Origin of the sequence: Pseudomonas sp. 3-2, assembly GCF_019710535.1 — a bacterium.
Taxonomy (GTDB): domain Bacteria; phylum Pseudomonadota; class Gammaproteobacteria; order Pseudomonadales; family Pseudomonadaceae; genus Aquipseudomonas; species Aquipseudomonas pharyngis.
Genome location: NZ_CP081200.1, coordinates 4,701,284 through 4,725,251 on the forward strand (window position 1 = coordinate 4,701,284; position 23,968 = coordinate 4,725,251).

General features: G+C 60.6%; 27 protein-coding genes. 6 read left to right on the plus strand and 21 right to left on the minus strand.

Annotation, left to right across the window (positions count from 1 at the left end; genetic code table 11):
• Window positions 1-44: 44 nt before the first annotated feature.
• The 5 genes from K3819_RS21185 to K3819_RS21205 form a co-directional block, all read right to left on the minus strand.
• Window positions 45-857 carry an OmpA family protein gene (locus K3819_RS21185; RefSeq protein ID WP_064598489.1) on the minus strand — a complete coding sequence of 271 codons (813 nt, stop codon included), beginning with the start codon at window positions 855-857 and terminating at the stop codon, window positions 45-47.
• Window positions 854-1,210 (minus strand): DUF4398 domain-containing protein, encoded by a 357-nt coding sequence (locus tag K3819_RS21190; protein ID WP_172829501.1) that lies wholly within the window; start codon window positions 1,208-1,210, stop codon window positions 854-856. Before K3819_RS21190 ends, K3819_RS21185 begins: the two co-directional genes overlap by 4 nt.
• 9 nt (window positions 1,211-1,219) lie before the next feature.
• Window positions 1,220-2,056 (minus strand): ABC transporter substrate-binding protein, encoded by an 837-nt coding sequence (locus tag K3819_RS21195; RefSeq protein ID WP_221397892.1) that lies wholly within the window; start codon window positions 2,054-2,056, stop codon window positions 1,220-1,222.
• Window positions 2,057-2,137: 81 nt separating this feature from the next.
• Window positions 2,138-3,082, minus strand: a complete 945-nt coding sequence (locus K3819_RS21200) for an electron transfer flavoprotein subunit alpha/FixB family protein (RefSeq protein WP_085612148.1) — start codon at window positions 3,080-3,082, stop codon at window positions 2,138-2,140.
• The gene (locus K3819_RS21205; protein WP_007950859.1) at window positions 3,083-3,832 is read right to left on the minus strand and encodes an electron transfer flavoprotein subunit beta/FixA family protein; all 750 of its coding nucleotides are present in this window, start codon (window positions 3,830-3,832) and stop codon (window positions 3,083-3,085) included.
• 525 nt (window positions 3,833-4,357) lie between these two features.
• Between K3819_RS21205 and K3819_RS21210 the strand changes: the two genes are divergently transcribed.
• Window positions 4,358-6,022, plus strand: coding sequence for an electron transfer flavoprotein-ubiquinone oxidoreductase (locus K3819_RS21210; RefSeq protein WP_221397893.1), 1,665 nt, complete (start codon window positions 4,358-4,360; stop codon window positions 6,020-6,022).
• A 66-nt stretch (window positions 6,023-6,088) separates the two neighbouring features.
• Here the strand turns inward: K3819_RS21210 and K3819_RS21215 are convergent, their stop codons facing one another.
• Window positions 6,089-6,979 (minus strand): AraC family transcriptional regulator, encoded by an 891-nt coding sequence (locus tag K3819_RS21215; protein ID WP_074688074.1) that lies wholly within the window; start codon window positions 6,977-6,979, stop codon window positions 6,089-6,091.
• Between the two features lie 191 nt (window positions 6,980-7,170).
• Here K3819_RS21215 and K3819_RS21220 point away from each other — a divergent pair, with 191 nt between their 5' ends.
• On the plus strand, window positions 7,171-8,223 hold the full coding sequence (locus tag K3819_RS21220; RefSeq protein WP_011335405.1) for an NAD(P)-dependent alcohol dehydrogenase: 1,053 nt from the start codon (window positions 7,171-7,173) through the stop codon (window positions 8,221-8,223).
• Window positions 8,224-8,227: 4 nt separating this feature from the next.
• Here K3819_RS21220 and K3819_RS21225 read toward each other — a convergent pair whose 3' ends face one another.
• From K3819_RS21225 to K3819_RS21270, 10 genes are all read right to left on the minus strand, one after another.
• A complete protein-coding gene (locus K3819_RS21225; RefSeq protein WP_007950852.1) occupies window positions 8,228-9,031 on the minus strand; it encodes an IclR family transcriptional regulator in 804 nt (267 codons plus the stop codon).
• A 60-nt stretch (window positions 9,032-9,091) separates the two neighbouring features.
• Complete coding sequence (locus K3819_RS21230) at window positions 9,092-10,402, minus strand: MFS transporter (protein ID WP_064598501.1); 1,311 nt, start codon at window positions 10,400-10,402, stop codon at window positions 9,092-9,094.
• Between the two features lie 96 nt (window positions 10,403-10,498).
• Entirely contained in the window at window positions 10,499-11,647 is a 1,149-nt protein-coding gene (gene dgoD, locus K3819_RS21235) for a galactonate dehydratase (protein WP_007950849.1), read from the minus strand.
• Between the two features lie 48 nt (window positions 11,648-11,695).
• Complete coding sequence (locus K3819_RS21240; protein ID WP_085612144.1) at window positions 11,696-12,316, minus strand: 2-dehydro-3-deoxy-6-phosphogalactonate aldolase; 621 nt, start codon at window positions 12,314-12,316, stop codon at window positions 11,696-11,698.
• Window positions 12,317-12,335: 19 nt separating this feature from the next.
• Complete coding sequence (locus K3819_RS21245) at window positions 12,336-13,325, minus strand: 2-dehydro-3-deoxygalactonokinase (protein ID WP_221397894.1); 990 nt, start codon at window positions 13,323-13,325, stop codon at window positions 12,336-12,338.
• 168 nt (window positions 13,326-13,493) lie between these two features.
• Window positions 13,494-13,988 carry a hypothetical protein gene (locus K3819_RS21250; protein ID WP_221397895.1) on the minus strand — a complete coding sequence of 165 codons (495 nt, stop codon included), beginning with the start codon at window positions 13,986-13,988 and terminating at the stop codon, window positions 13,494-13,496.
• Complete coding sequence (locus tag K3819_RS21255; RefSeq protein WP_221397896.1) at window positions 13,981-14,721, minus strand: alpha/beta fold hydrolase; 741 nt, start codon at window positions 14,719-14,721, stop codon at window positions 13,981-13,983. Before K3819_RS21255 ends, K3819_RS21250 begins: the two co-directional genes overlap by 8 nt.
• A gap of 7 nt (window positions 14,722-14,728) precedes the next feature.
• Window positions 14,729-15,223, minus strand: coding sequence for a PAAR domain-containing protein (locus K3819_RS21260; RefSeq protein ID WP_085612141.1), 495 nt, complete (start codon window positions 15,221-15,223; stop codon window positions 14,729-14,731).
• Window positions 15,220-15,882, minus strand: coding sequence for a hypothetical protein (locus tag K3819_RS21265; protein WP_085612140.1), 663 nt, complete (start codon window positions 15,880-15,882; stop codon window positions 15,220-15,222). The genes K3819_RS21260 and K3819_RS21265 overlap by 4 nt, the downstream gene beginning before the upstream one ends.
• 159 nt (window positions 15,883-16,041) lie before the next feature.
• On the minus strand, window positions 16,042-16,521 hold the full coding sequence (locus K3819_RS21270; RefSeq protein WP_041475599.1) for a GNAT family N-acetyltransferase: 480 nt from the start codon (window positions 16,519-16,521) through the stop codon (window positions 16,042-16,044).
• 117 nt (window positions 16,522-16,638) lie between these two features.
• On the opposite strand from K3819_RS21270, the gene K3819_RS21275 reads away from it, so the two are divergent.
• From K3819_RS21275 to K3819_RS21290, 4 genes are all read left to right on the plus strand, one after another.
• Window positions 16,639-17,301: an HD domain-containing protein gene (locus tag K3819_RS21275; protein WP_221397897.1), complete on the plus strand. Its 663-nt coding sequence runs from the start codon at window positions 16,639-16,641 to the stop codon at window positions 17,299-17,301.
• An 82-nt stretch (window positions 17,302-17,383) separates the two neighbouring features.
• The gene (locus K3819_RS21280; RefSeq protein ID WP_064598512.1) at window positions 17,384-17,728 is read left to right on the plus strand and encodes a hypothetical protein; all 345 of its coding nucleotides are present in this window, start codon (window positions 17,384-17,386) and stop codon (window positions 17,726-17,728) included.
• Between the two features lie 52 nt (window positions 17,729-17,780).
• Complete coding sequence (locus K3819_RS21285) at window positions 17,781-18,035, plus strand: hypothetical protein (RefSeq protein WP_011335416.1); 255 nt, start codon at window positions 17,781-17,783, stop codon at window positions 18,033-18,035.
• Between the two features lie 88 nt (window positions 18,036-18,123).
• Window positions 18,124-18,504: a Rho termination factor N-terminal domain-containing protein gene (locus K3819_RS21290; RefSeq protein ID WP_085607302.1), complete on the plus strand. Its 381-nt coding sequence runs from the start codon at window positions 18,124-18,126 to the stop codon at window positions 18,502-18,504.
• A gap of 60 nt (window positions 18,505-18,564) precedes the next feature.
• Here the strand turns inward: K3819_RS21290 and K3819_RS21295 are convergent, their stop codons facing one another.
• From K3819_RS21295 to araH, 5 genes are all read right to left on the minus strand, one after another.
• Window positions 18,565-19,494, minus strand: coding sequence for a PfkB family carbohydrate kinase (locus K3819_RS21295; protein WP_085612258.1), 930 nt, complete (start codon window positions 19,492-19,494; stop codon window positions 18,565-18,567).
• Window positions 19,487-20,953, minus strand: coding sequence for a cytosine permease (locus K3819_RS21300; RefSeq protein ID WP_085647459.1), 1,467 nt, complete (start codon window positions 20,951-20,953; stop codon window positions 19,487-19,489). The genes K3819_RS21295 and K3819_RS21300 overlap by 8 nt, the downstream gene beginning before the upstream one ends.
• Before the next feature lie 217 nt (window positions 20,954-21,170).
• Window positions 21,171-22,169, minus strand: coding sequence for an ADP-ribosylglycohydrolase family protein (locus K3819_RS21305; RefSeq protein WP_064598525.1), 999 nt, complete (start codon window positions 22,167-22,169; stop codon window positions 21,171-21,173).
• Window positions 22,166-22,879 carry a GntR family transcriptional regulator gene (locus K3819_RS21310; RefSeq protein ID WP_064598527.1) on the minus strand — a complete coding sequence of 238 codons (714 nt, stop codon included), beginning with the start codon at window positions 22,877-22,879 and terminating at the stop codon, window positions 22,166-22,168. The genes K3819_RS21305 and K3819_RS21310 overlap by 4 nt, the downstream gene beginning before the upstream one ends.
• A gap of 117 nt (window positions 22,880-22,996) precedes the next feature.
• Window positions 22,997-23,965, minus strand: a complete 969-nt coding sequence (araH, locus tag K3819_RS21315; protein WP_011335422.1) for an L-arabinose ABC transporter permease AraH — start codon at window positions 23,963-23,965, stop codon at window positions 22,997-22,999.
• Between the last annotated feature and the right edge of the window lie 3 nt (window positions 23,966-23,968).

Here is a 23,968-nt window from a genome sequence, read left to right on the forward strand (position 1 = left end):
ACCCGGTGCTGCCTGACAGCCCGGGCTTTCCAGTAACGCCACCCTCAGCGGGCGGCGCCGAGCTGGCCTTTTTCGTCGGAGAACACGATTTCCACTCGACGGTTCTGCGCACGCCCACGCTCGGAAGCGTTGGCGTCCACGGGATATTCATCACCGTAGCCTTCGACCTGAATGCGTTTTTCGTCGATGCCCAGGTCCGTCAGCACGTCAGCTACCGACTGCGCACGGTCACGGGATAGCTTGAGGTTTTCCTGCTTGCCGCCAGTGCTGTCGGTGTAACCCTCGATCCGCACGATGCGTTTCGGGTTGAGTTGCAGAAACTGCACGATCTTCAGCACCACGCGGTTGGCAGAGTTTTTCAGTTCGGCCTCACCGGTGTCGAACAGCACGTCACCCAGGGTCATCACCAGGCCACGGTCGGTTTGGGTAGTGGCCAGTGCAACGATCTGTTCTTCCAGCCATTTACCCTGCTGTTGCACACTCAGCAGCTTGGACTCGCGCAGGGCCAGTTGCAGGCGCTGGCGTTCAAGTTCCAGCTTCGCCACACGCTCTTCGTTGAGCACCTGGTTGGTATGCTCACGAGCGATTTCGCTGTAGCGCTGACTCAGATAGGCGTAATGCACCACGTCCGAGCCGCTGCCCCAGTACGTCGACAGACGATCGGCACGGGCCAGCGACTCACCGGCGCGGATCACGTCTTTCGGCGCGATACGCAGCACGTTGGAATCTTCCTTGACCTTCTGGAAGTCGGTGCTGGCCTGCTGCAATGCGGATTCGCTGTGCTGACCGGCGCAGCCGTACAGGCTGGCGCAACCGGCGAGGATCAGAGCACCGAGAGTTTTGGACTTCAGGCTCATTGGGCATCCCCCAGTTGCTTGCGCAGTCGGACGATACGGGTGTTGAGCACGTTCACTTGCTCTTCGCTCTTGCGGGTCAGGACTTTGGCTTCCGCCAGACGTGCGTCGAGTTCGGCCTGTTCGAAGCGCATCCGCGCATTCTTGTAAGACTCACCCGCCATGCTGCCTTTGGCCCGGTTGAACTTGTCCTCGGCCAGTTTCATCTCCGGCACGTCTTCGGCGGTGGCGCCCACGGCTTTGGCTTGCTCAAGGGCCTGCTCGGTCAGGCGCATTTGTTCGTTGGGTGCAGGATCGCTGGCGCAACCGGCCAGGGCCAGAACGGCCATGGCCGCGAAAAGAAGTCGATTACTCACTAAGAATCCCTACTGTTTTGGGGCGCTGACAGGTGGTTGCGGCGGCTGTTGCTGCTGCGCCTTCCAGCGCTCGATGTTGCGTTGCAGCGCGGCTTCCGTCAGGCCGGACGCGGGCAATTCTGTCATCTTTTTGGCCAGCTGTCCGCGCAACCACGGATCGTTGCAGGCCGAGTTGTGCGAAACCGCGAGGAACAGACCGGGCCGGTCGATGGGTTGTTCGAAGGCCAGCAGATCGTTGGCCATGCCCAAGGCCTGCGCGGCCGCCATGCCCGAGTAGCGACCGGCGAGTACATATTCCACTTCGCCCAGCAGAAGTTTCTGAAACGCCTGGGTCAGGTTTGCCGTACGGGTCAGGGTCAATTGCTGCTCGGCGATAGCGCCAAATGCCGGGGTCATTCGAGACTTTTCCGACAAGCCGCCGGTATGCCCGTGCAGGTCCTTGGCTTCGCTGTAGACCAGGGTCGACCCCTTGCGCGTCCACACCAGGTAATCGTTTTCCAGTAACGGCGGGTGTATGTAGTCGAGGTTTTCCAGCTCATTAAAGGTCAGCGGTGCGTCGGCCAGCATGTCCATGCGCCCGCTGCGCACTTCATCGAGGGCCTGGGAGCGCTTGCCGGCGTACAAAAGATCGACCTTGATCCCCAACTCCTTGGCCACCTGTTGCAACAGATCGGCACTTGCACCGATCAGTTGTTTGGGGTTCTGCGGATCCTGCCAGAGGTACGGCGGTGCATCCGGGCTGCCGGTGACGACCAGCCGCTCGCACTTGCCAGCCGCCACTGACAGGCCCGGCAACAATGCCAGCCCCAGCAACCACGAGCAGCTCAACCGACGATGCAGATCCATGGCGAAACGCTCCCACTCAAATCCCGGACAAAAAAAAAGCCCGACTAAAAGGTCGGGCTCTTTATAAGTGAAGCAGCCGGATTAGACCAGCTTCTCCAGCTCAGGTACGGCTTCGAACAGATCCGCCACCAGGCCGTAATCGGCCACCTGGAAGATCGGTGCTTCTTCGTCCTTGTTGATCGCAACGATCACTTTGGAGTCTTTCATGCCGGCCAGGTGCTGGATCGCGCCGGAGATACCGACGGCGATGTACAGCTGTGGCGCAACGATCTTGCCGGTCTGGCCGACCTGCATGTCGTTCGGTACGAAACCTGCGTCGACCGCTGCACGGGAAGCACCGACGGCAGCGCCCAGCTTGTCGGCCAAGGCGTACAGGTGTTTGAAGTTGTCGCCGTTCTGCATGCCGCGGCCGCCGGAAACGACGATCTTGGCAGCGGTCAGCTCAGGACGATCGGACTTGGCCAGTTCTTCGCTGACGAAGCTGGAAGTGCCGGCGTTGTGAGCAGCAGCAACCGCTTCAACAGCAGCCGAACCACCTTCAGCGGCAACCGGGTCGAAACCGGTAGCACGTACGGTGATCACCTTGATCGCAGCGGTCGATTGCACGGTAGCGATGGCGTTACCGGCGTAGATCGGACGCTTGAAGGTGTCAGCGCTTTCGACCGAGATGATCTCGGATATCTGGTCAACGTCCAGCTGGGCAGCAACGCGCGGCAGGATGTTTTTGCCGTTGGAAGTAGCGGCAGCCAGGATGTGGCTGTAGCCAGCGCCCGCGCCTTCATGGGCAAGAGCAGCAACCAGCGGAGCAACGTTTTCCGGCAACTGATGCGCGTAAGCGGCATTGTCAGCATTCAGGACTTTGCTCACGCCCGCGATTTTCGCAGCGGCTTCAGCCACGGCGCCAGCGCCCTGGCCTGCAACCAGAACGTGGATGTCGCCGCCGATTTTGGCAGCAGCAGCCACGGTGTTCAGGGTGGCCGGAGCCAGCACTTTGTTGTCGTGTTCAGCAATAACCAAGATAGTCATTTAGATTACCTTCGCTTCGTTTTTCAGTTTCTCGACCAGTTCAGCCACCGACTTGACCTTGATGCCCGCGCTGCGTGCAGCCGGCGCTTCGACTTTCAGGGTCTTGTTGGTGGAGGCGGTGGAAACGCCCAAAGCGTCCGGAGTCAGCGTCTCGAGAGGCTTCTTCTTGGCTTTCATGATGTTTGGAAGGGACGCATAACGCGGCTCGTTCAAACGCAGGTCGGTGGTGACGATCGCTGGCAACTTCAGGGAGACAGTCTGCGCGCCGCCGTCGATTTCGCGGGTCACGGCAACGCTGTCGCCGGAGACTTCGACTTTCGAGGCGAAAGTACCCTGACCGTAGCCGCTCAGTGCAGCGAGCATCTGGCCGGTCTGGTTGTTGTCGCTGTCGATGGCCTGTTTGCCCAGGATCACCAGCTGAGGCTGTTCCTTGTCGACCACGGCCTTGAGCAGCTTGGCCACGGCCAGGGAAGTCAGGTCTTCAGCGGATTCGACGAGGATGGCGCGGTCGGCACCCAGAGCCAGTGCGGTACGCAGCTGTTCCTGAGCGGTGGACGGGCCGATGGAGACGACGACGATTTCAGTCGCAACGCCTTTTTCTTTCAGGCGTACGGCTTCTTCCACTGCGATTTCGCAGAACGGGTTCATCGACATCTTGACGTTGGCGAGGTCTACGCCGGAATTGTCCGCCTTGACGCGAACCTTGACGTTGTAATCCACAACGCGTTTGACAGCTACAAGAACCTTCATGGATTCCTCGTTACTCTCCGGTGAAAAGAAAGTCGCCTAGGCGAACCTGGCGGTTGATGCTCATCGGGCACAAGGGCACCTCTAAAAACGTCGGCTGAGCGGGATGACCGTTCGTCAGTCGTGACCGACGAGTCATGCCGCCTCGCGGTGTGTAAACTGCGCGCCAAACTTGCGCTGCGCATCACCGGTTACCGCCTACGCCCTGTCTTTAGAGGTGCTCTTGAAACCACCATTCAGCCTACGGCGAGCGCAAAACCGCCCGTATCTTGACCGGAACGCCCATTCTGGTCAATACGCCAAAATGCCCTGTCATAAGCCGCGCTTCTTTGATTTCTCTGGGCTGGAGCCAATTCAAACAAACGTTTGTATTGGACGCTAAGAGTGGTGTAGATATAATGCGCCGCCTAGAGAGAAAGGTGGTTTGCCCATTATTACCCTTGACGTTAACGTAAAGGCAATAACGGATACGACACCGAACCTCCAAATTAGAAAAAAAACTGTTGAGCCTTGAGTAGGAGATAGCCTGTGGAACGCGAATACATGGAATTCGACGTGGTCATCGTCGGTGCCGGCCCCGCTGGCCTGTCCGCCGCCTGCCGTCTGAAGCAGAAGGCCGCCGAAGCCGGTAAGGAAATCAGCGTCTGCGTGGTCGAAAAAGGCTCCGAAGTCGGCGCGCACATCCTGTCCGGTGCCGTATTCGAACCACGGGCCCTGAACGAACTGTTCCCGGACTGGAAAGAACTCGGCGCCCCGCTGAACACGCCCGTCACCCGCGATGACATCTTCGTGCTGAAAAACGCCGAAAGCGCGCAGAAAATTCCTGACTTCTTTGTGCCCAAGACCATGCACAACGAAGGCAACTACATTATTTCCCTCGGCAACCTGTGCCGCTGGCTCGCTCAGCAGGCGGAAAATCTGGGCGTGGAAATCTACCCGGGCTTCGCCGCTCAGGAAGCACTTATCGATGAAAACGGCGTGGTACGCGGGATCATCACCGGCGACCTCGGCGTCGACCGCGAAGGTCATCCGAAAGAAGGCCTGTACACCCCGGGCATGGAACTGCGTGGCAAGTACACGCTGTTCGCCGAAGGCTGCCGTGGCCACATCGGCAAGCAACTGATCAAGCGCTATAACCTGGACAGCGACGCCGACGCCCAGCACTACGGCATCGGCCTGAAGGAAATCTGGGAAATCGACCCGGCCAAACACCAGCCAGGCCTGGTGGTGCACACCGCCGGTTGGCCGATGGACATCATGGGCACCGAGAACACCGGCGGCTCCTTCCTCTATCACCTGGAAAACAACCAGGTGGTGGTCGGTCTGATCGTCGATCTTTCCTACAGCAACACCTATCTGTCGCCATTTGATGAATTCCAGCGCCTCAAGCATCACCCGGTGCTCAAGCAATATCTGGAAGGCGGCAAGCGCATCAGCTACGGCGCGCGCGCGATCTGCAAGGGTGGCCTGAACTCGTTGCCAAAGATGGTGTTCAAGGGCGGCGCACTGATCGGTTGCGACCTCGGCACCCTGAACTTCGCCAAGATCAAGGGCAGCCACACCGCGATGAAGTCCGGCATGCTCGCCGCTGAATCCGTGGCCGACGCACTGTTCGCTGACAAGGACGGCACTGAAGAGCTGACCACTTACGTCGACGCCTTCAAGCAGAGCTGGCTCTACGAAGAACTGTTCGCCAGCCGCAACTTCGGCCCGGCGATCCACAAGTTCGGCGCCATCGTCGGCGGCGGTTTCAACTGGCTGGATCAGAACATCTTCGGCGGCAAACTGCCGTTCACCCTGCACGACACCAAGCCGGACTACGCCTGCCTCAAGCTCGCGGCCGACTGCAAGAAGATCGACTACCCGAAACCCGACGGCAAGATCAGCTTCGACAAGCTGAGCTCGGTGTTCATCTCCGGTACCAACCATGAAGAAGAACAGCCGTGCCACCTGAAACTGACCGACCCGACCATCCCGCTGAGCAAGAACCTGCCGCTGTACGACGAGCCGGCGCAGCGCTATTGCCCGGCCGGCGTGTATGAAGTGATCACCAAGGAAGACGGCGAGAAGCGCTTCCAGATCAACGCCCAGAACTGCGTGCACTGCAAGACCTGTGACATCAAGGACCCTTCGCAGAACATCACCTGGGTTGCGCCGGAAGGCGCCGGCGGTCCGACCTACCCGAACATGTAAGTCGAACCGCTGAACATCAAGGCTCCCGAAACGGGGGCCTTTTTGTTGCCTGCGTTTTGTAAAAGATCAAGCCGCGCGTTCATCCCCTGGACTGCGCTCGAAATAGCGTTTGTACTCGCGACTGAACTGCGACGTGCTCTGATACCCCACCCGATGCGCCACCTGCGCCACGCCCAGTCCTTCGGCGATCAACAACGTCTGCGCCTTCAACAAACGTAAACGCTTCAGGTACTGCACTGGCGACAGCAACGTGCTGCGTTTGAAGTGTTCGTGAAAGGTCGAAACGCTCATGTTCGCGCAACCGGCCAATGTCTCGACATTCAATGGCTCGGTGTAATGCGCATGCAGATGACTGATCGAAGCCGCCACTCGCGCAAACTGCCCCTGCTGCTCGACCAGTGCCCGCAGCACATCAGCCTGGGGACCGCGCAACGCGACGAACAATAACTCCCGCACCCGCGCCGGGCCGAGAATCTGGCATTCCAGCGGATCGTGCAGACAACGCAGCAAGCGTTCGACACAACCACGCATGTCATCGTCGAGCACCACCGACGTCATCGACTCCGGGGTCTGCGCCGGAATATGCCGCCCCGGCGCCAGCCCCATGGCCAGCACCAGTTCGCCGAGCAGCACCCGGTCGATCGCCACCGATACGCCGAGCAACGGCGCATCCGGCAACGCATAGGTCTCGCACTCGAACGGCACCGGCAAGGCCTGGATCAGGTAATGCCCGGCGCCGTACTCCATGGTGCGCGGCCCCAGATACGCCAATTTGCTGCCCTGGGCGATGATCATCAGGCTCGGCTCATAAATGTGCGGGCCACGGGCGACGTCGCAACTGGCGCGCAACACCTGCACGCCCGGCAGCCCGGTCTGGCTGTAACCATCGCGCAGCGCCAGCGGTTCGATCAGCGAAACCAGGGTGGCGTTGGCATCAAGGTGACGGGTCAATTGCATCGGGCGGCTCTTCAGAAAAAATCACGGAAAAAGGGATGAAAGCATCATCGCAGATCCTTTTGCCAATGCGACCGATCAACCCCGCATGCCGGAGGATTAGGCATGACACCCGGAGGAATCGCCATGGCCGGACAAGCGGACGGCGCCCAGAATGCGCCGCCTCACTTGTCACTGCTTTTGCGAGGTTTCACATGTACACCGCCATCGGCTATGCCGCTCAAACGGCCACCACGCCCCTCGCCCCGATGAAGTTCGAACGCCGCAGCCCTCGGGCCGACGACGTCGCCATCGAAATCCTGTACTGCGGCGTCTGCCACTCCGACATCCACCAGGCGCGCAACGAATGGGGCATCGCCGTTTACCCGTTGATGCCCGGCCACGAGATCGTCGGAAAAGTCACCGCCGTCGGTGCGAATGTCACTAAACACAAGGTAGGCGATCTGGTTGGCGTCGGGTGCATGGTCGACTCCTGCCGCACCTGCGAAGCCTGCCAGTCGAACCTCGAGCAATACTGCCTCGAAGGCCCGACCATGACCTATGCCACTCCGGACCGGGTCGATGGCAGCAACACCATGGGCGGTTATTCGGACAGCATCGTGGTCAGCGAGCACTTCGTGGTGCGCATCCCCGAGAAGCTGGACCTGGCGGCCGCTGCACCGATTCTCTGCGCCGGCATCACCACCTACTCGCCGCTCAAGCACTACGGCGTGAAGGCCGGCGACAAGGTCGGGATTCTCGGCATGGGCGGCCTCGGCCACATGGGCATCAAGTTCGCCAAGGCCATGGGCGCTGAAGTCACGCTGTTCACCCGTTCGGCGAGCAAGGCCGAGGAAGGCCGCCGCCAGGGCGCCGATCACGTGATCGTGTCCACCGACGAAGAACAGATGAAAGCAGCGGCCGGTCGGTTCGACTTCCTGCTGGACACCATTCCGGTCCAGCACGATCTCAACCCGTACCTCGACACCCTGCGCTTCGACGGCGTGCACATTCTGGTGGGCCTGATCGAACCGATCGATCCGCCGGTCCACGCCGCGAAACTGGTGCTGGGTCGTCGCGTACTGGCCGGCTCGTTGATCGGGGGCGTCGCCGAAACCCAGGAAGTGCTGGATTTCTGCGCCGAGCACAACATCAGCTGCGACATCGAAATGCTCGACATCCGCCAGATCAACGAAGCCTACGCGCGGATGATCGCCGGCGACGTGAAGTATCGTTTCGTCATCGATATGGCGACTCTGAAGCTCTGATTCCTCAGACCTTCAAGCCAAGCTCCGCCGAAAGCCGGGCCGTGACCCCTTTGATCAGGGGAATCAGCTCGGCCATTTTTTCCAGCGGCATGTACGGCACCGTGCTGGCGATGCTGATCGCCGCGACGATGCGCTTGCTCGCGTCGCGGATCGGCGCCGCCACACACCGGATCGACGGTTCGTTGTCTTCCAGATCGAACGCGTAGCCGCCGGCCACGTACTCGGTCATCCGCTGCTCCAGCTGCTCCCACGACTGCTGGGGATGCTGCGGCCAGAACTGACTTTTCCCACCCGCCGGCAGGCTGATGTCGTACAGGCGCTGCCAGTCCTGCGGCGCGTCATCCAGCATCAGCGCCTTGCCGATCCCGGTTCGCGCCAGCGGCATGCGATGGCCGACCCGCGAGCGCATTTCCGGGCCGTTGCGCCCCGGATTCTTCAACAGGTACAGCACCTCGTCGCCTTCACGAATGCCCAGGTGAACGGTGTCGCCGGTCAGCGCCGACAACTCGTCCAGATACGGCCCGGCCAGGGTCACCAGCGGCAATTCTTCACGCGCCTGAAAACCCAGTTCGATCAACTTCGGCCCCAGCAGATAACCGACTTGCGGCACGACGCGCAGGTAGCGCTCGTCCACCAGACAACTGGCCAGACGATGGGTGGTGCTGCGCGTGGTGCCGATCAGGCGGGCAATCTCTTTGAGATCGCGGGCGCCACTGGCGACGGCCTGCACCACACCCAACCCGCGAAGCAGGGTTTGGGTGCCAGTCGGCGCGGCGTCCTTGGCGGTTTTTGGGGCGTCTTCCTGCATATCCAGCCTTTAGCGTTGAGCGAGGGAACGGGCGGCATTATGGTCGCCCGACATAGCCGACTACAACTCGATGCGCTCGACCTTGCCCACCAGCAGCACGTAGGACAAAGCACCGATCAATGCCAGAACCGCGATGTAGGTGATCGCCGGCGCGAACGAGTCACCGCTGGCCAGGAAGCCGATGACAATCGGCGTGGCAATCGCCGACAGATTGCCGATGAAGTTGAACACCCCACCGGTCAAGCCCAGCAGCCGCGCCGGCGCCAGTGTCGACACCAGCGACCAGGTGATCGACGCCAGCCCGTTGCCGAAAAACGCCAGGGCCAGGAAGGCAATCACCAACGGCGTCGATTCGACGAAGTTGGCGCCGATGATCGAGGTGGAAATCAGCAGCCCGCCAATGATCGGCAGCTTGCGCGCAAAACCGACGGTGCAACCACGGCGAATCAGGAAGTCGGAAAAGAACCCGGAGCACAGCACGCCGATGAACGCGGCGAGAAACGGCAGCGACGCCAGCAGGCCGGACTTGATGAAGTCCATGCCGCGGTATTTCACCAGGTAGGTCGGGAACCACGTCAGGAAAAACCACAGCGTCGAGTTCAGGCAGAACTGGCCGAGGTAGATCCCCCACAACTTGCGTTTACTGAGGACGATGCCGAGATCGGTCCAGCTGAATTTTGCCTTCACCTTGGCAGTTTCGGCCGCGATATCCACCAGTCCGCCGCCCTCGCGGATCAGGTCGATTTCCGCTTCGTTGGCGCCTTTGAAATCACGCGGCTCGCGATACACCGCGTACCAGATCGCCGCCCAGATGATGCCCACCGCGCCGGTCGCGACAAATACCATGTGCCAGCCAAATTCATGTTGCAGCCACGCCAGCACCGGGGTCAGGAACGCCAGCCCGACAAACTGCCCGGAGGTGTAGAACCCGATGGCCGTGGCCCGCTCACGCTCGGGGAACCAGGTCGTCACCACGCGGCTGTTGATCGGGTACGCCGGCGCTTCCAGCGCACCGACCGCCATGCGCAGCACGAACAGTGCGATGAAACTGGCAGCGAAACCGAGCATCACCGTGGCCAGCGACCACAGCAACAGTGCGACGCTATAAAGGATGCGTGGCGGCACCCGGTCCACCAGCCAGCCGCCGGGGATCTGCATGGCGGCGTAGGTCCAGCCGAACGCCGAGAAGATCAGTCCGACGTGTACCGGATCGATGCCCAGATCCGTCGTCAGTGCCGGGGCGGCAATCGACAGGTTGCTGCGGTCGAGGTAGTTGATGACCACGGTGATGAACAGCAACACCATGATGAAAAATCGCTTGCGGCTGGGCGTGACTAACGTCGCTTGCCCGGTGAGGGTTTGCGGTTGCATGGGGAGCGCCTCTTCTTATGTTTATTGAGGTCGAGGGTATGCAGATCTCCGCTCCCTGGAGATCTGACTTACTGGATGCGGCAGAGAGTCAGCGACTCACCACTCGGCAAAACTGCCATCGGCATGCCGCCAGATCGGGTTACGCCAGCGGTGGCCGACCGCCGCGCGTTCGATCACGTATTCCTCGTTGATCTCGATCCCCAGGCCCGGGCCGTTGGGGATTTTCACGAAGCCCTTGTCGTAGTCGAATACCCGTGGATCCTTCACATAGTCGAGCAGGTCATTGCTCTCGTTGTAATGGATGCCCAGGCTCTGCTCCTGGATAAACGCGTTGTAACAAGCGGCGTCCAGTTGCAGACACGCCGCCAGTGCAATCGGCCCCAGCGGGCAGTGCAGTGCCAGCGCCACGTCGTAGGCTTCGGCCATGTTGGCGATCTTGCGGGTCTCGGTGATGCCGCCGGCGTGGGACGCATCGGGCTGGATGATGTCGACGTAACCTTCGCTCAACACCCGTTTAAAGTCCCAGCGTGAAAACAGCCGCTCGCCGAGGGCAATCGGGGTGCTGGTCAGCGGTGCCAGCTCCTTCAGCGCTTCATAGTTTTCGCTGAGCACCGGCTCTTCGATGAACATCAGTTTGTACGGGTCGAGTTCCTTCATCAGGACCTTGGCCATCGGTTTGTGCACCCGGCCATGGAAGTCGACACCGATGCCGACGTTCGGCCCCACCGCATCGCGCACGGCGGCAACGTTGGCCAGCGCCAGATCGACTTTTTCGAAGGTATCGAGAAATTGCAGCTCCTCGGTGCCGTTCATTTTCACCGCTGTAAAACCACGACCCACCGCCTCTTTCGCGGCCCGCGCCGTGTCCGCCGGACGGTCACCGCCGATCCACGAATACACGCGGATCTTGTCCCGCACCTGACCGCCGAGCAGGTCGCTGACCGACACACCGAGGGCCTTGCCCTTGATATCCCACAACGCCTGATCGATACCGGCGAGCGCGCTCATGTGGATCGCGCCGCCCCGGTAGAAGCCGCCGCGATACAGCACGGTCCAGATGTCTTCGATATTGCGTGGGTCTTTGCCGATCAGGTAGTCGGACAATTCCTCGACTGCAGCCGCGACGGTGTGGGCGCGGCCCTCGACCACGGGCTCGCCCCAACCGGTCACACCTTCGTCGGTTTCGACTTTCAGGAAGCACCAGCGCGGCGGGACGATGAAGGTGGTGAGTTTGGTGATTTTCATCTGCTTGTCTCTCTTGTTAGATGCAGCGCACGCAGCGCCGGAAAAGTCTTAGCGAAGGGCTTTCCAGGCCGCCACGTAGACCTTGGCATTGGCCGCCACTTGCTCAGTCGTCATGCCCGGCTTGAACAGCCCGGACCCGAGGCCGAAGCCTTTGACGCCAGCGTCGATGAACGCCTGCATGTTGTCCGGCGTGATGCCGCCGACCGGCGCCAGAATCGTCCCGACCGGCAACACCGCCAGCCAGGCTTTCACCACTGCCGGGCCCATCTGTTCGGCCGGGAACAGCTTGAGAATGTCCGCCCCCTCCTCCAGCGCCGCAAAGGCTTCGGTCGGCGTGGCGACGCCGGGCGACAGGTACAGCCCCGCCGCTTTCGCGGCCCGCAACACCTTGACATCGCTGTGGGGCATGACGATGACCTGACCGCCGGCCTCCTTCACCCGTTCGACCTGTTCCGGGGTCAGCACCGTGCCGGCACCGATCAGGCAATCGGCGGGCAGGGTCTTACGCAGGATGCGAATGCTTTCGTACGGCGCGGGGGAATTGAGCGGTACTTCGATGACGCGAAATCCGGCCGCATACAGGACTTCTCCGACAGCGGCGGCTTCCTGCGGATGCAGGCCGCGCAGGATCGCGATCAGACCGTTTTGCGCCAGTGCTTGCTTGAGCATGTCAGGCCTCCAGTCAGGGTTAACGGGATGAGGAATCGATCAGTCCGGCGGCGAGCGCCAGCTGCCAAAGACCACGCTCGGTAGCCTGTTCGGCCAAAGTCACCCGGGCGAAACCGCAGGCATCGAGGGCACGGCTGTAGCGGGCGCACAACTGCGCGTTGCCGATGAGGATGATCGAAGGAAGCTGTGCGCTGTTGCGCCGGCGTCGTTGCACGGCGGCCAGCGCCGTCAGTTCATGGCCGATCAGCAGGCCGGACAGATAGTCCGGTTGCGCGGTGGCGCTGAGTTCGCCGGTCAGGCCCAGGCTGCGGGCGCTGAACAGGGTCGACAGCACGCCAATCTCGCCCTCCGCCGATAACGCCACCTGCACGCCGCGATCGAAGGCATCGGCGTCGAACGTCGCGCTGTGCTGTTGGGTACGGCCGAGAATGCTGTGGTCACTGAGCACGGCGAACACTTCGCCGGTCATGAAGGTGTCGAAACGGGTGATGCAGCCGTCGGCCACTTCCACCCATTTCGAATGACTGCCCGGCAGGCCGATCAGCAGATCATTGCCCGCCTCGACCGGCAGATTCTGCAGGACGCCGAGGACCTGGGTTTCCTCGCCGCGCATCACGTTCGGCAGCGTCGAGCGCTGAATCACACCCGGCACGATGTGCACATCGACACCGCGAATACTGCGAACGGTTTGCAGGGATTTTCCGAGATCGGCGACGTTGGCCGGCGTATCGCGGTAGGACGCTTCGCGCCAGCCCTGGGCGCTGCCAACCATGCCGCAGGCAATCACCGGCAAGCCGGGTTGCGCGTCGAGCCAGTCGCCGCACGCCTCGTCGAACGCCAGTTCAAAACCCTCGGCGCATTCGCGACCGTTGATGACCCGTGGCGTCTTCGGCAACTGCATGATCCCGAACGACAGCGAACGCTGCGCCAGCACCTGTCCGCCCGCCGCGAGTTTGTAAGCACGTAGTGAGGTCGTCCCCCAATCGAGCGCGATCAATTGCGCCAGCATCGCTTCACCTGTTTTGTTATTGGCAGTGAGTGAGCTGGACTATAGACCTCTCAGGCGTTAAATCTCAATATGTAATTTTGCATCCCATATTTTGGGATTCATCTTTTTTAAAACCCGGACAGCGAACTGAGCAGCGAGCGCCGCCTGTCCGTACGGATCGCAGCCCGTTTAAAACTTATCGATCTCTCTTAATAGATCTGCCGTTGGAACTTTCATGTCCTCCGACAAATATATTTTATAGGAGTAGGAATTAATTCTGACCTTACAGACAATAGACTCTCGGCCCACTAATAAAGACCTCAATGCCTCACCTTCAATGATTTTTTCACTGGTATCGTTTTTTCTTTCGAAAAATAAAACATCCACCCTGAAAACCGGCCCGGCATTTGAAATTTCAGGCTCGACAAAACCCTCTCCATATCGACCCGCAGAGTGAGGTGCCGAAAAATCAAAATCGTCCTCAAAAGAACACAGCAGCGTCTGGCTTATTTTTGATTTGAAAAGATTGACAACATCAACATCAGACGAAAAACGCACCTGATAAATGTTCCTATCCAAATAACGTTCAACACCAACGTATTGTAAATGAGCAATGGGCTTACCATGATTCATCGCACAGGAAGTGCAAAGCAAGAAAGCTATACATAAAATTATATTACGCACATTTCCGTCCTTTAAAATGAGTAACAACAACCTGCATCAAAGCGTCTCTGGCCGAGATGCCACTTTGCAGGACTGATGTGTAGATAACCCAGGCATCGGCGTGATTCACATTCACTCGCCCGTTCATATTGGGCCCACTTTTCATATCCCATTGTTCTCCAAAATCGGCTACGAGATCGGAAAAATTCCAGTCTTTGGCATCGGCTCTGACGTTAACCCAATATTCCGCCTTCGGCTTCGGCTCCTGACGGTAGATGTTAGAAACCCCCCACACGATTTTTCCTTCGCCAACCGGATCGAGTGTAACCAGACACGGAATTCGATACCCCTTATCAGTCAATACAGCTGACAGGTGCGCACCATTCCATCCGCCCAAGCTATGCCCAATGATATATACAGGCGTGGCCATATCAGTAATTTTCTCCAGCACATTCTTTTTCAGATCATCATCACTAATAAAATAGTTATAACCAATATGGTGGGCATCATAATTATCAGAACAAACACCCTCAGCCTCCATATCCCTAACGAACACCTTCATGACGTCAGCAACGTTATTATTGGGGCCTGTGCCGTAATAACTTTCTTTATCACCCGCACCACCCACAAAAAACAGAACAATCCTTTTGGGAGTGATCGTGGCCTGCTTGACTGTTCCGTCCGTTTTGCAGGTCAGGTCGTGGGTCACGACCAGTCTTTTACACCCTTTCAGAGCAGGATTTTCAGCGGTCATATCTTTCCTACTCCACGAACAGCTTGATCGACTCAGGCAAATGCGAACTCACCGTATGGGTGAAGCCCGCGTCATTGGTTACGCCGTGCTCCACGCTCCCATCAGCGCGTTGAATCGCGTAAGGGTGATTTGGCATGGGCTCACCAGTAATTTCGTTAATCACCTGCATTCGATCATTGAAATGCACCGGCATCGGCGACAACCCACTAAACGCCGCCCCTCCCCCGCTCTGTCCAATAATCACCGTCCCCGACCCACCGACCACGACATTGCCGTGCCCGCCGGTGCTGTCGAGCATCGCGGCATTCAGGCCGTTGATGAAGACCGTGGCGGAAACACCGCCGGTTATCGGGCTGCCGCACGCCGATTTATCGGTCATGCGCGCAGCGGGGAGTCCGTCGAAGAACACGTCCGGCGAGCCGGAGACGATCGGGTTGTTACCGTGGCCTGGCAGTGGGCAGGCGGTTGGGTCGGTGACGCGTGCAGCGGGTTTACCACTCAATTCAAAGCTCCTTGCTTCAGAGGTTCCAGGTGTGGCTGATAGAGGTCGACATCAGTCGCGGCGAAACGCCAGCGGTTTTCGACGGAATCAAACAGCGCGTGACAATGCTCGCGGCTGTTCGGGGGTGTGAGGGTTTGCAATTGTTGCCAGGCTTCGTCGGCAAACCAGTTCAGATCGGCAGGTGTGGCGTCGTCGAGTTGGTTGAGCCAGGTGTTGTAGCCGGTCAGTCGATGCTGGTCGTAGGTGGTTTGCAGCAGCTCGGCCATTTGCGGGCCGAAATCCAGATAGCGCTCGGCTGTCCAGCGGCCGGTTTCCGAGTAGACGTACCAACCCATCGGCAACAGCCCGCCTTGGTGGAAAATCGATTGCCCCGCAGGCGCGACAAAACCGCAGCACACGTGCAGGGTCAGCCAGCCTTGATGGGCATCAATGAATCCGTTCGGATCGAACGTGCGCAGCGGTATTACGCGGTAGTCATCGAAGCCCGCACTGCGCGTCATCAGCTCGGCATCGAGGCGCGAGACAAACGCACGGATGGCTTTGCCACCGAGGCGGTTGACGGTGCAGAGGATGTCCACCGGTTGGCGGTTCGGGTTGTCGCTTGAACCGAGGTTTTTGACCAGGCCGTACAGGCGGATCGACGCCCGTAGTCCGCTCATTGCCGGTCACTCGTTGACGCGGCGAAGGCTCCACGGGCGTGGAGAAAGAGTGCCAGAGGCATTGCAGGTGTCGTCCATGAGCGCGCAAAAATGGCGCGTAGGATGCCGGACTAGAGCGGTTTGAACAATCAAATCAGCAATCAGATTGCCACTATTTGTTCAGCCCTCGGCAAACTCCCGCAATACCTTGCCATCCATGCGGTAACGCACCCACTCTTCCTGCGGCTGGGCGCCGAGGGATTTGTAGAATTCGATGGCAGGGGTGTTCCAGTCCAGCACGCTCCATTCGAAGCGGCCGCAGTCGTTGGCGCAGGCGATTTTCGCGAGGTGGCGCAGCAGGGTTTTACCGGCGCCACCGCCCCGTTGTTCCGGGGTGATGTAGAGGTCTTCGAGGTACAGGCAGTTGCTGCCCAGCCAGGTCGAATAGCTGAAGAAGAACACCGCAAAACCGATTGGCAAGCCGTCGCGCAGGCAAATCAGGCCATGGGCCGTGGCGCCTTCGCTGAACAGGCTGCGCTCGATGTCGGCGACGCTGGCGATGACTTCGTGACGGGCCTTTTCGAAGTCTGCAAGTTCAGTGATGAACGCGAGGATTTGCGGTGCATCGCTGGGGGTCGCCGGGCGGATTTCGATCGTCATGGACGGGCCTTGTCGGAAAAAGGAAAACGCCATACTAAGGCGGCGCGCGGCGCTCGTCACATGGCAAAGCAAACACTACCCTCCCACAGGGATTTTTGACTGGTCTGAAGGATATTCATGAACGCATTCGAACCACTGGCCTCACTCGCCGCCGAACTGCTGCCCCACGCGCTGGAACCGTCGGAAGACGGCGCTCATGATCTGTCGCATCTGCAACGGGTCTGGCACAACGCGCGCACCTTGCAGGCCGACGAAGGCGGCGACCTTGAAGTGCTGCTCGCGGCCGTGCTGCTGCACGATTGTGTGGCGGTGGAAAAGAACTCGCCGCTGCGCTCACAGGCATCGCGTCTGGCAGCGGAAAAAGCTTCGAAGGTGCTGGCGAACATGCATTGGCCCGAAGCCAAAATCGACGCCGTCACCCACGCCATCGAAGCCCACAGTTTTTCCGCCAACATCACTCCGCTTACCCTCGAAGCGCGACTGGTGCAGGACGCCGACCGTCTCGACTCCCTCGGCATGCTCGGCGTCGCCCGCACCTTTTACACCGCCGGACGCATGGGCAGCGCGCTGTACGACCCGCAAGATCCCGAGGCCCGGGAAAGGGACTACGACGACAAGCGATTCTGCCTCGATCATTTCCAGACCAAACTGCTGCACCTCGCCGACGGCTTCCAGACCGTTGCCGGCCAACGTCTTGCACGGCTCCGTCATCGACGCTTGAAAGGTTTCATGGAGCAATTCAAGGAAGAGATCGGCCTCGAAAGCACTCAGCCCTTCTGAACCGTTCGTCGATCATCAGGCACCAATCTTTCACGAGGGCAGACCAAAAGGAGGTAAGGATTTCAATCACTGGAGACACCCTATGATCTCGTCAAGGTTGACTGCACTCGTATTCGCTACCCTCCTCAGCCCGGCGGTATTCGCCGCCTCGACTACCGCTGCCGGTACCGGGCCGACCGATCCGGTTACCCAGCCAAGAGCCCCCGCCATCAACAGTGCCCCCGGTATGAATACCGACGGTTCGGGTGTACCGCTGATCAATCAGCCACCGGCCACGGGAACCGATCCTCGCACCCAGGGCAGCGATCCCGGACGCCAGGGCGGCATGAACACCCCTGACTCTCCGGCTGCCCCCGACAACGCCGGTCCCGGCGTCGGCTCGAAAACCACCACGGGTGGTTCGGGCTCTGAAGGCGCAGGACAGTGATCCGTGCTTCATCCACGCAACGTGTCTTATCCACTTCCCTGAAGAGGTAACCATGAACGTCGATAAAAACCTGGAAAAAGAAGTCCTCACCCGCCTGTTGCATGCCCACCCAAGCGGCCTCGGCAAAGAGGTGCTGGACAATTATCGCGGCGAGAAAGTCGTGGCCAGTGCCCTCGCCGCCCTGCAGGAGCGTGGACTGATTCACCACGGACACATCACTTGCAATGAAGCGGGAGAGCATTCGCTGAATCTGCCGATCAAGCTCAGCGCTGCGGGTGTGGAAGCGGCGCGTAAACTCGATACCTGACGCTTGCGGTCACTGGCGCAGGCAGTGGTTGAATGCATTGCCTGCGCCGGTTCATACCGAGATTCATCCAACCACCAGGAGACTCGCCATGCCTCGTGGAAGCAAAGCCAAATACACTGAAGAACAGAAGCGCAAAGCCGAACACATTGAAGACAGCTATCAAAACAAAGGGATGTCCAAGGATGAAGCCGAGGCCCGCGCCTGGGCGACGGTGAACAAACAGTCCGGCGGCGGCGAGAAGGCCGGAGGTTCCGGGCGTCGGAAACCGGCCAATGCGAAGGCCGAGGATCGCAAGGAATCAGCACGGCGCGCGGCGGTGAGTCGTGAGGGACATTCGCGCGACAGCAAGGCTTCCCGCGAAGTGCAGACGGTCGACAGCCTGCGCAAGGAGGCCCGGGAGCGGAAGATTCCCGGGCGTTCGTCGATGCGAAAGGATGAGTTGATTGCGGCGTTGCGCAGAGCCGGCTAGGTCCAGACTGGATGTAACGGCTGAAGGCCTTATCGCTGGCAAGCCAGCGATTGCGATCGTTCAGTCAGTGCATTTTTTGCTGATCAGCACATCAACCTCGGCAGTGCCAGGCGCGGTCGCCGGGCCCCAGCGGGTAACGGCCAATGCAGCCGCAGCGTTGGCGCGCCGTGCAGCTTTCTGCGCAGACAACCCTCGCGCCAGCCCGGCCACAAACACCCCGGCATGCGCATCGCCCGCGCCGTTGCTATCCACTGCCTGCACCTTGAAACCCGGCACATGCTGACGCTCGCCGCGCTGATGAATCCAGCAACCCTGCGGGCCGTCGCGTACCACCATCAGCACCTCCGGCGGCAGGTGCACGGCCAAGCGGTCCAGCGCGGTTTCGATGTCCGCCGCGCCAGTGAAACGCAGCGCCTCGACGCTGTTGCTGGTCCACACATCGATGCGCGGTAGCAATGCCTGCATCATCGGTGAATCCGGCGATTCCACCAGCGGGCCCGGATCGAACACCACGTTGATTGTCCTCGGCAGCGCCAGCGTCCAGTCCAGCAACGCCTGGGCCTTGCCGCTGTGCAGCAGGCTGTAGCCGCTGACGTAGACGTAATCTCCCGACTCGGCGGCAACGCTGTTCAGCTCCGCCGCCGTGACCTCGCCTTCAGCGCCGATGTAGGAAATGAAACTGCGCTCGGCCGACGCATCGGTCAGCGCCACGCAGATCCCGGTGTCACGCTCTGCAGGCTGGTCGATGCCGATGCGGATGCCTTCGGCGTTCATCGCCTGCCGCGCCAGATCTCCGAAACGCCCGTTGCCGTGGCGACCCAGATAGACCACCGGCAAGCCGTTGCGCACAGCAGCGGCCATCACATTGAAGCCGCCGCCGGCTTCGAAACTGGCGGACTGCGCCAGCACGTCACCGCCGATTTGCGGCAGCGCTTCCACGGCCATGACCAGGTCGATGATGACCTGGCCGGTGTGCAACATCTTAGGCATGAGCATTCTCGGATTGCGCAGCGCGGCGATCTCTTGCCCCGCCGAGTACGAAGTAAATGCCGCCGGCGACCACGAACGTCACGATCCAGCCGAGGCCGTTATGGCCCAGCCAGGAGTCGGACAGGAAGCCCTTGAACCAGACATTTTCAGCCGTGGTGCCGATGGTGGTGAAACTGAAGCCCAGCACGATGGCGATCGCCCACGCGCCGAATGCGCGCCACTCGATGCCGCCGCTGTACCAGTAGGCGCTGCTCGGGCTGACGTCGAGCAGGTCTTTCGGGCTGTAGTAGTGACGGTGAATCAGGTCGACCACGAAGATCCCGACCCATGCCGTGATCGGCACCGCCAGCAGCGAAATGAAAGTAATGAACGGGCCATAGAAACTGTCGGCGATCAGCATGAAGTAGATCGAACCGGCGAAGATCGCCACGATGTCGACCACCACCGCGTACACGCGCTTGACCTTCAGGCCGAGGGTCAGCGTGGTCAGGCCGGCGGAGTACACCGACAGGTTGTTCGACAGCAGCAGGCCACCGAATGCGGTGATCAGGTACGGCACGGCCATCCAGGTCGGCAGCATGTCGCGGATCGCTACGATCGGGTCAGTCGCCGAAGCAAGGTCGTTGTTGCCCACAGACAACAGGCCACCGAGGGTGATCAGCAGCACCAGCGGAATCCCCGCGCCGAACGCCGCCGACGCGACCAGACGCACGGCTTTGACGCTGCGATGCTGATAGCGCGACATGTCGGCGCCAGCATTCGCCCAACCGATCCCGGTGCCGGCGGCCATGGTGCCGATGCCGATGATCATCGCGCTCATCGGCGCCGGCGTGGCGTTGAACACCGCGCTCCAGTCGATGGTCGCGCAGAGGAAGCCGCCCACCAAAATGTTCAGCGCACCGAACACGTAGGTCGCCCACTTCTGGATCACCAGCAACGTGGCGTGGCCGAGGCCGGATACCGACAGGGTCAGCAGCACGAAAATCGCGATGAAGATCAGGGTCAGCACCGGCGCGCTTTTGGCTTCCACCGGCGAGCCGAACAGGATCGAGCACAACGACAGCAGCACGAACGCGGCGGTGGTGGTGTTGACGGTTTCCCAGCCCAGGCGCGACATCAGCGACACCAGCGTCGGGCCAATATTGCCGCGCACACCGAAGATCGCTCGCGACAAAGTCAGACTCGGCGCACGACCGCGACGGCCGGCAATCGAGATGATCCCCACCACCGCGAACGAACCGGCAGCGCCGAGGATCGCGACGATGATCGCCTGCCAGATCGCCAGGCCGCGAAACGCAACCAGCGTGGCGCCCAGCGGCAGGCCGAGGATGGAAATGTTGGCCGCGAACCAGACCCAGAACAGTTGCAGTGGATGGCCGTTGCACTCGCCTTCCGGCACCGGTTCGATGCCCCGGGTTTCCAGTTGCCCGGCGCTTTGTCCGGCGGTCGATGAACTCATGAAAAATGCTCCTGTTTGCCTTTATTGTGGTTGTGGCAATGACGCAGAACGACAAGAAATCCCGGCCTTCCTGGGCCTGTCTGCGCGATCCATTGCGGGTGAATAGTCAGGGTTTGTGGTGCGTCCATCGCGAGCAGGCTCGCTCCCACAGGGATAACGCCTTACTTGTGGGAGCGAGCTTGCTCCGGGCGGCGATCCGACGATGGCGTCAGTCCAATCAGCGCAAGGCCAACAGCCCTGTCACCAACGGTTCCAGCTCCAGACCATTGACGGCCTTCACCGTCTCGATCATCGGCGCCGGCCAGCTCTGCAGGCCCAGGCAGGCCCCGAGCATGGCACCGAGAATCGCGGCGATGGTGTCGGTGTCGCCACCCAGGCTCGCGGCCATGCACAGCGCATCGAACGGCGTCATTTCACCGACCGCGACTTGCTGCGCGAGGGCGAATGACACCACTACCGACTCCTGCGAGGCCACCGAGGTGCCGATCACGTCGTACAGCAGATCCGCGAGCAACACCGGGTCGCTCTCGACACTGATGCTGCGCGCCCAACTGATCCGTGAGGCGATGCGCCCGCCGGCCACCCAGTGTCCGTGCGATTCTGCTTGCTGGGCGATCTGCTGGCCGAGGTTCAGCGCCTCACCCAGATCCAGACCGTTGATGCCGGCCGAGACCACCGCCGCCACCGCCGCCGCGCTGGAAATCCCCAGCGTGGTGTTGTGAGTGACCTGACAGGCCTGCACCACCGCCGCGATAAAGCGCTCGGGGTCGGCGACATCCGCCGCGATGCCCACCGGGGTGATGCGCATCGCGGCGCCATTGGTGGTGCCGTAGCGCCCGGCCTCTTCCGGCGAGTGGCCGGCGAGGATCATTTCAATCGCACGCTTGGTCGACGGGCCGAGCAAGTCCTGCGAGCCCTTGGCCTGCATCTCGGCTTCCCATTCGATCAACCGTTGCGCGAGCACCGCCGGTTCGATCCGGCCCTTGCCTGCGACCAGCAACTCGCCGACCAGAATCGCCTGTTCGGTGTCATCGGTGATCGAGCCCTTGGGCATGTTCGCGGCAATCGGCTGCAAGGGCCCGGCGTCCTGTAGATCGGTGATCTGGCCGAAGCGCTGCTTGATGGTTTCGCGATTCAGGGATTGGGTCGGCATGCCCAGCGCGTCGCCCAGGGCAAGGCCATAAAACGCGCCCAAGGCACGGTCGAGGGCGGTCATTTCGATTCTCCAAATTGCAGGTGCAGACGGAAATGCACCGGGTCGAGCAGGCTTTCGACCTGTTCCATGAAACGGTTCTGCCGGTCGTAGGTGGTCCGCAGCGCCTTGAGGAACACCGTGCCTTCGGGGCGGCCGAGCAGTTCGGCGTCCACGGCGTTGAGCGGTTCGGCGCCGATCCACTGATCGCCGCGCTCGCCGATGTAACCGTAGGCGGCCAGGGTGATGGTCAGGGAGTTATCGATCAGGCCCACTCGCGGCAGGCTTTCCAGGCCTCCGCTGGCGGGCATCAGAGAGCGTTCAAGGGACACCGCCGTGCCGTCGTTGGAACGGCGGCGACGTTCGAGAAGAATGAATTGATCGGAGCCGAAACGCGCAAGCAGATCCGCACGCGTCACGGCCTCCAGACGCAGCACGTCGGTATTGATCATCGCCCCGCTGTCGGCCAGGGCCTGGGCCCAGCCGCTGCGCTGGTCGAGCACCACACCGTCAAACGTGACGATGGAGCCCACCCCGCTTTGCGTGGCGATGTATTTGCGCCGTTTCAGTTCGGCCAGCGCTTCGCGCAACGTGCCACGGCTGACGTTGAATTCCTGAGCCAACTGATGCTCGCCGGGCAACAGAAAGCCGTCCTCCATGAGGCCGCTTTCGATGCGTCGGACGAGCTCGTCGACCACCCGTTGTTTCTTGTCAAATCGTACCTGTCTAATCATGTACAAATTGATAACCGAAACGGGTTGCGGCGGGCAAGGGATATTTGGGGAAGGAGACAGAAGGCGTGGCGTTGAAAGCACCCTCCCCCGAAGGAGAGGGTCAGAAGAGCTTTGATCTCAACGCTGTTTCAGACGGTCGATAACCACAGCCAACAGCAAAATCGACCCACGAATCACATACTGATAAAAAGTGTCGATATTTTTCAGATTCATCGCATTCTCGATAATCGCCAGAATCAGCACCCCGGCAATCACGTGCCGGATCATCCCGATCCCGCCACTCAGCGACACCCCGCCCAGCACGCAAGCCGAAATCACCGTCAGCTCAAACCCCTGGCCAATCATCGGCTGACCCGAAGTCATCCGCGATGCCAGAATCACCCCCGCCAACGCACCAATCACGCCATGCACCGCGAAGATGATGATCTTCGTCCGGTCAACATTCACCCCCGCCAGCAACGCTGCTTCCTGGTTGCCGCCGATGGCCATGGTGTTGCGCCCGTAGGTCGTGTAGTTCAGCAACCAGCCGAAAAACAGGAAGCAGACGATGGTGATCAGGATCGGCACCGGCACACCGAACAACTGACCGTTGCCGAACACGAAGAACGATTCCTGCGAAACGCCCACCGCTTTGCCGTTGGCAAAGATGTAAGCCAGGCCACGGACGATCTGCATGGTCGCCAGCGTCGTGATCAACGCGTTGACCCGCAACTTGGCGATCACGATGCCGTTGATCAAGCCGACGATCAGGCCCATCACCAGCGCGGCGCTGACGCCGAGAAACACGCTGTTGGTGTCACGCATCACCACCGCCGCCACCACCCCGGCGCAGGCGATTACCGAGCCTACCGACAAGTCGAAATGCCCCGACGCCAGGCAATACAACATGGTGCACGCGGCGATCCCGGTAGTGGAGATCGCCAGCCCCAGGCCACGCATGTTCAGCGGCGAAAGGAAGTTGTCGATCAGCAAGGTGCAGGCGACAAAAATGCCCACCGCCGCCAGCAGCATCACCCAGTCATCGAGGAAGCGCCGCATATCCAGAGGTTTGCGCTCGGTCGGCAGGGTTTCGTTTTGGGTTGTCATCAT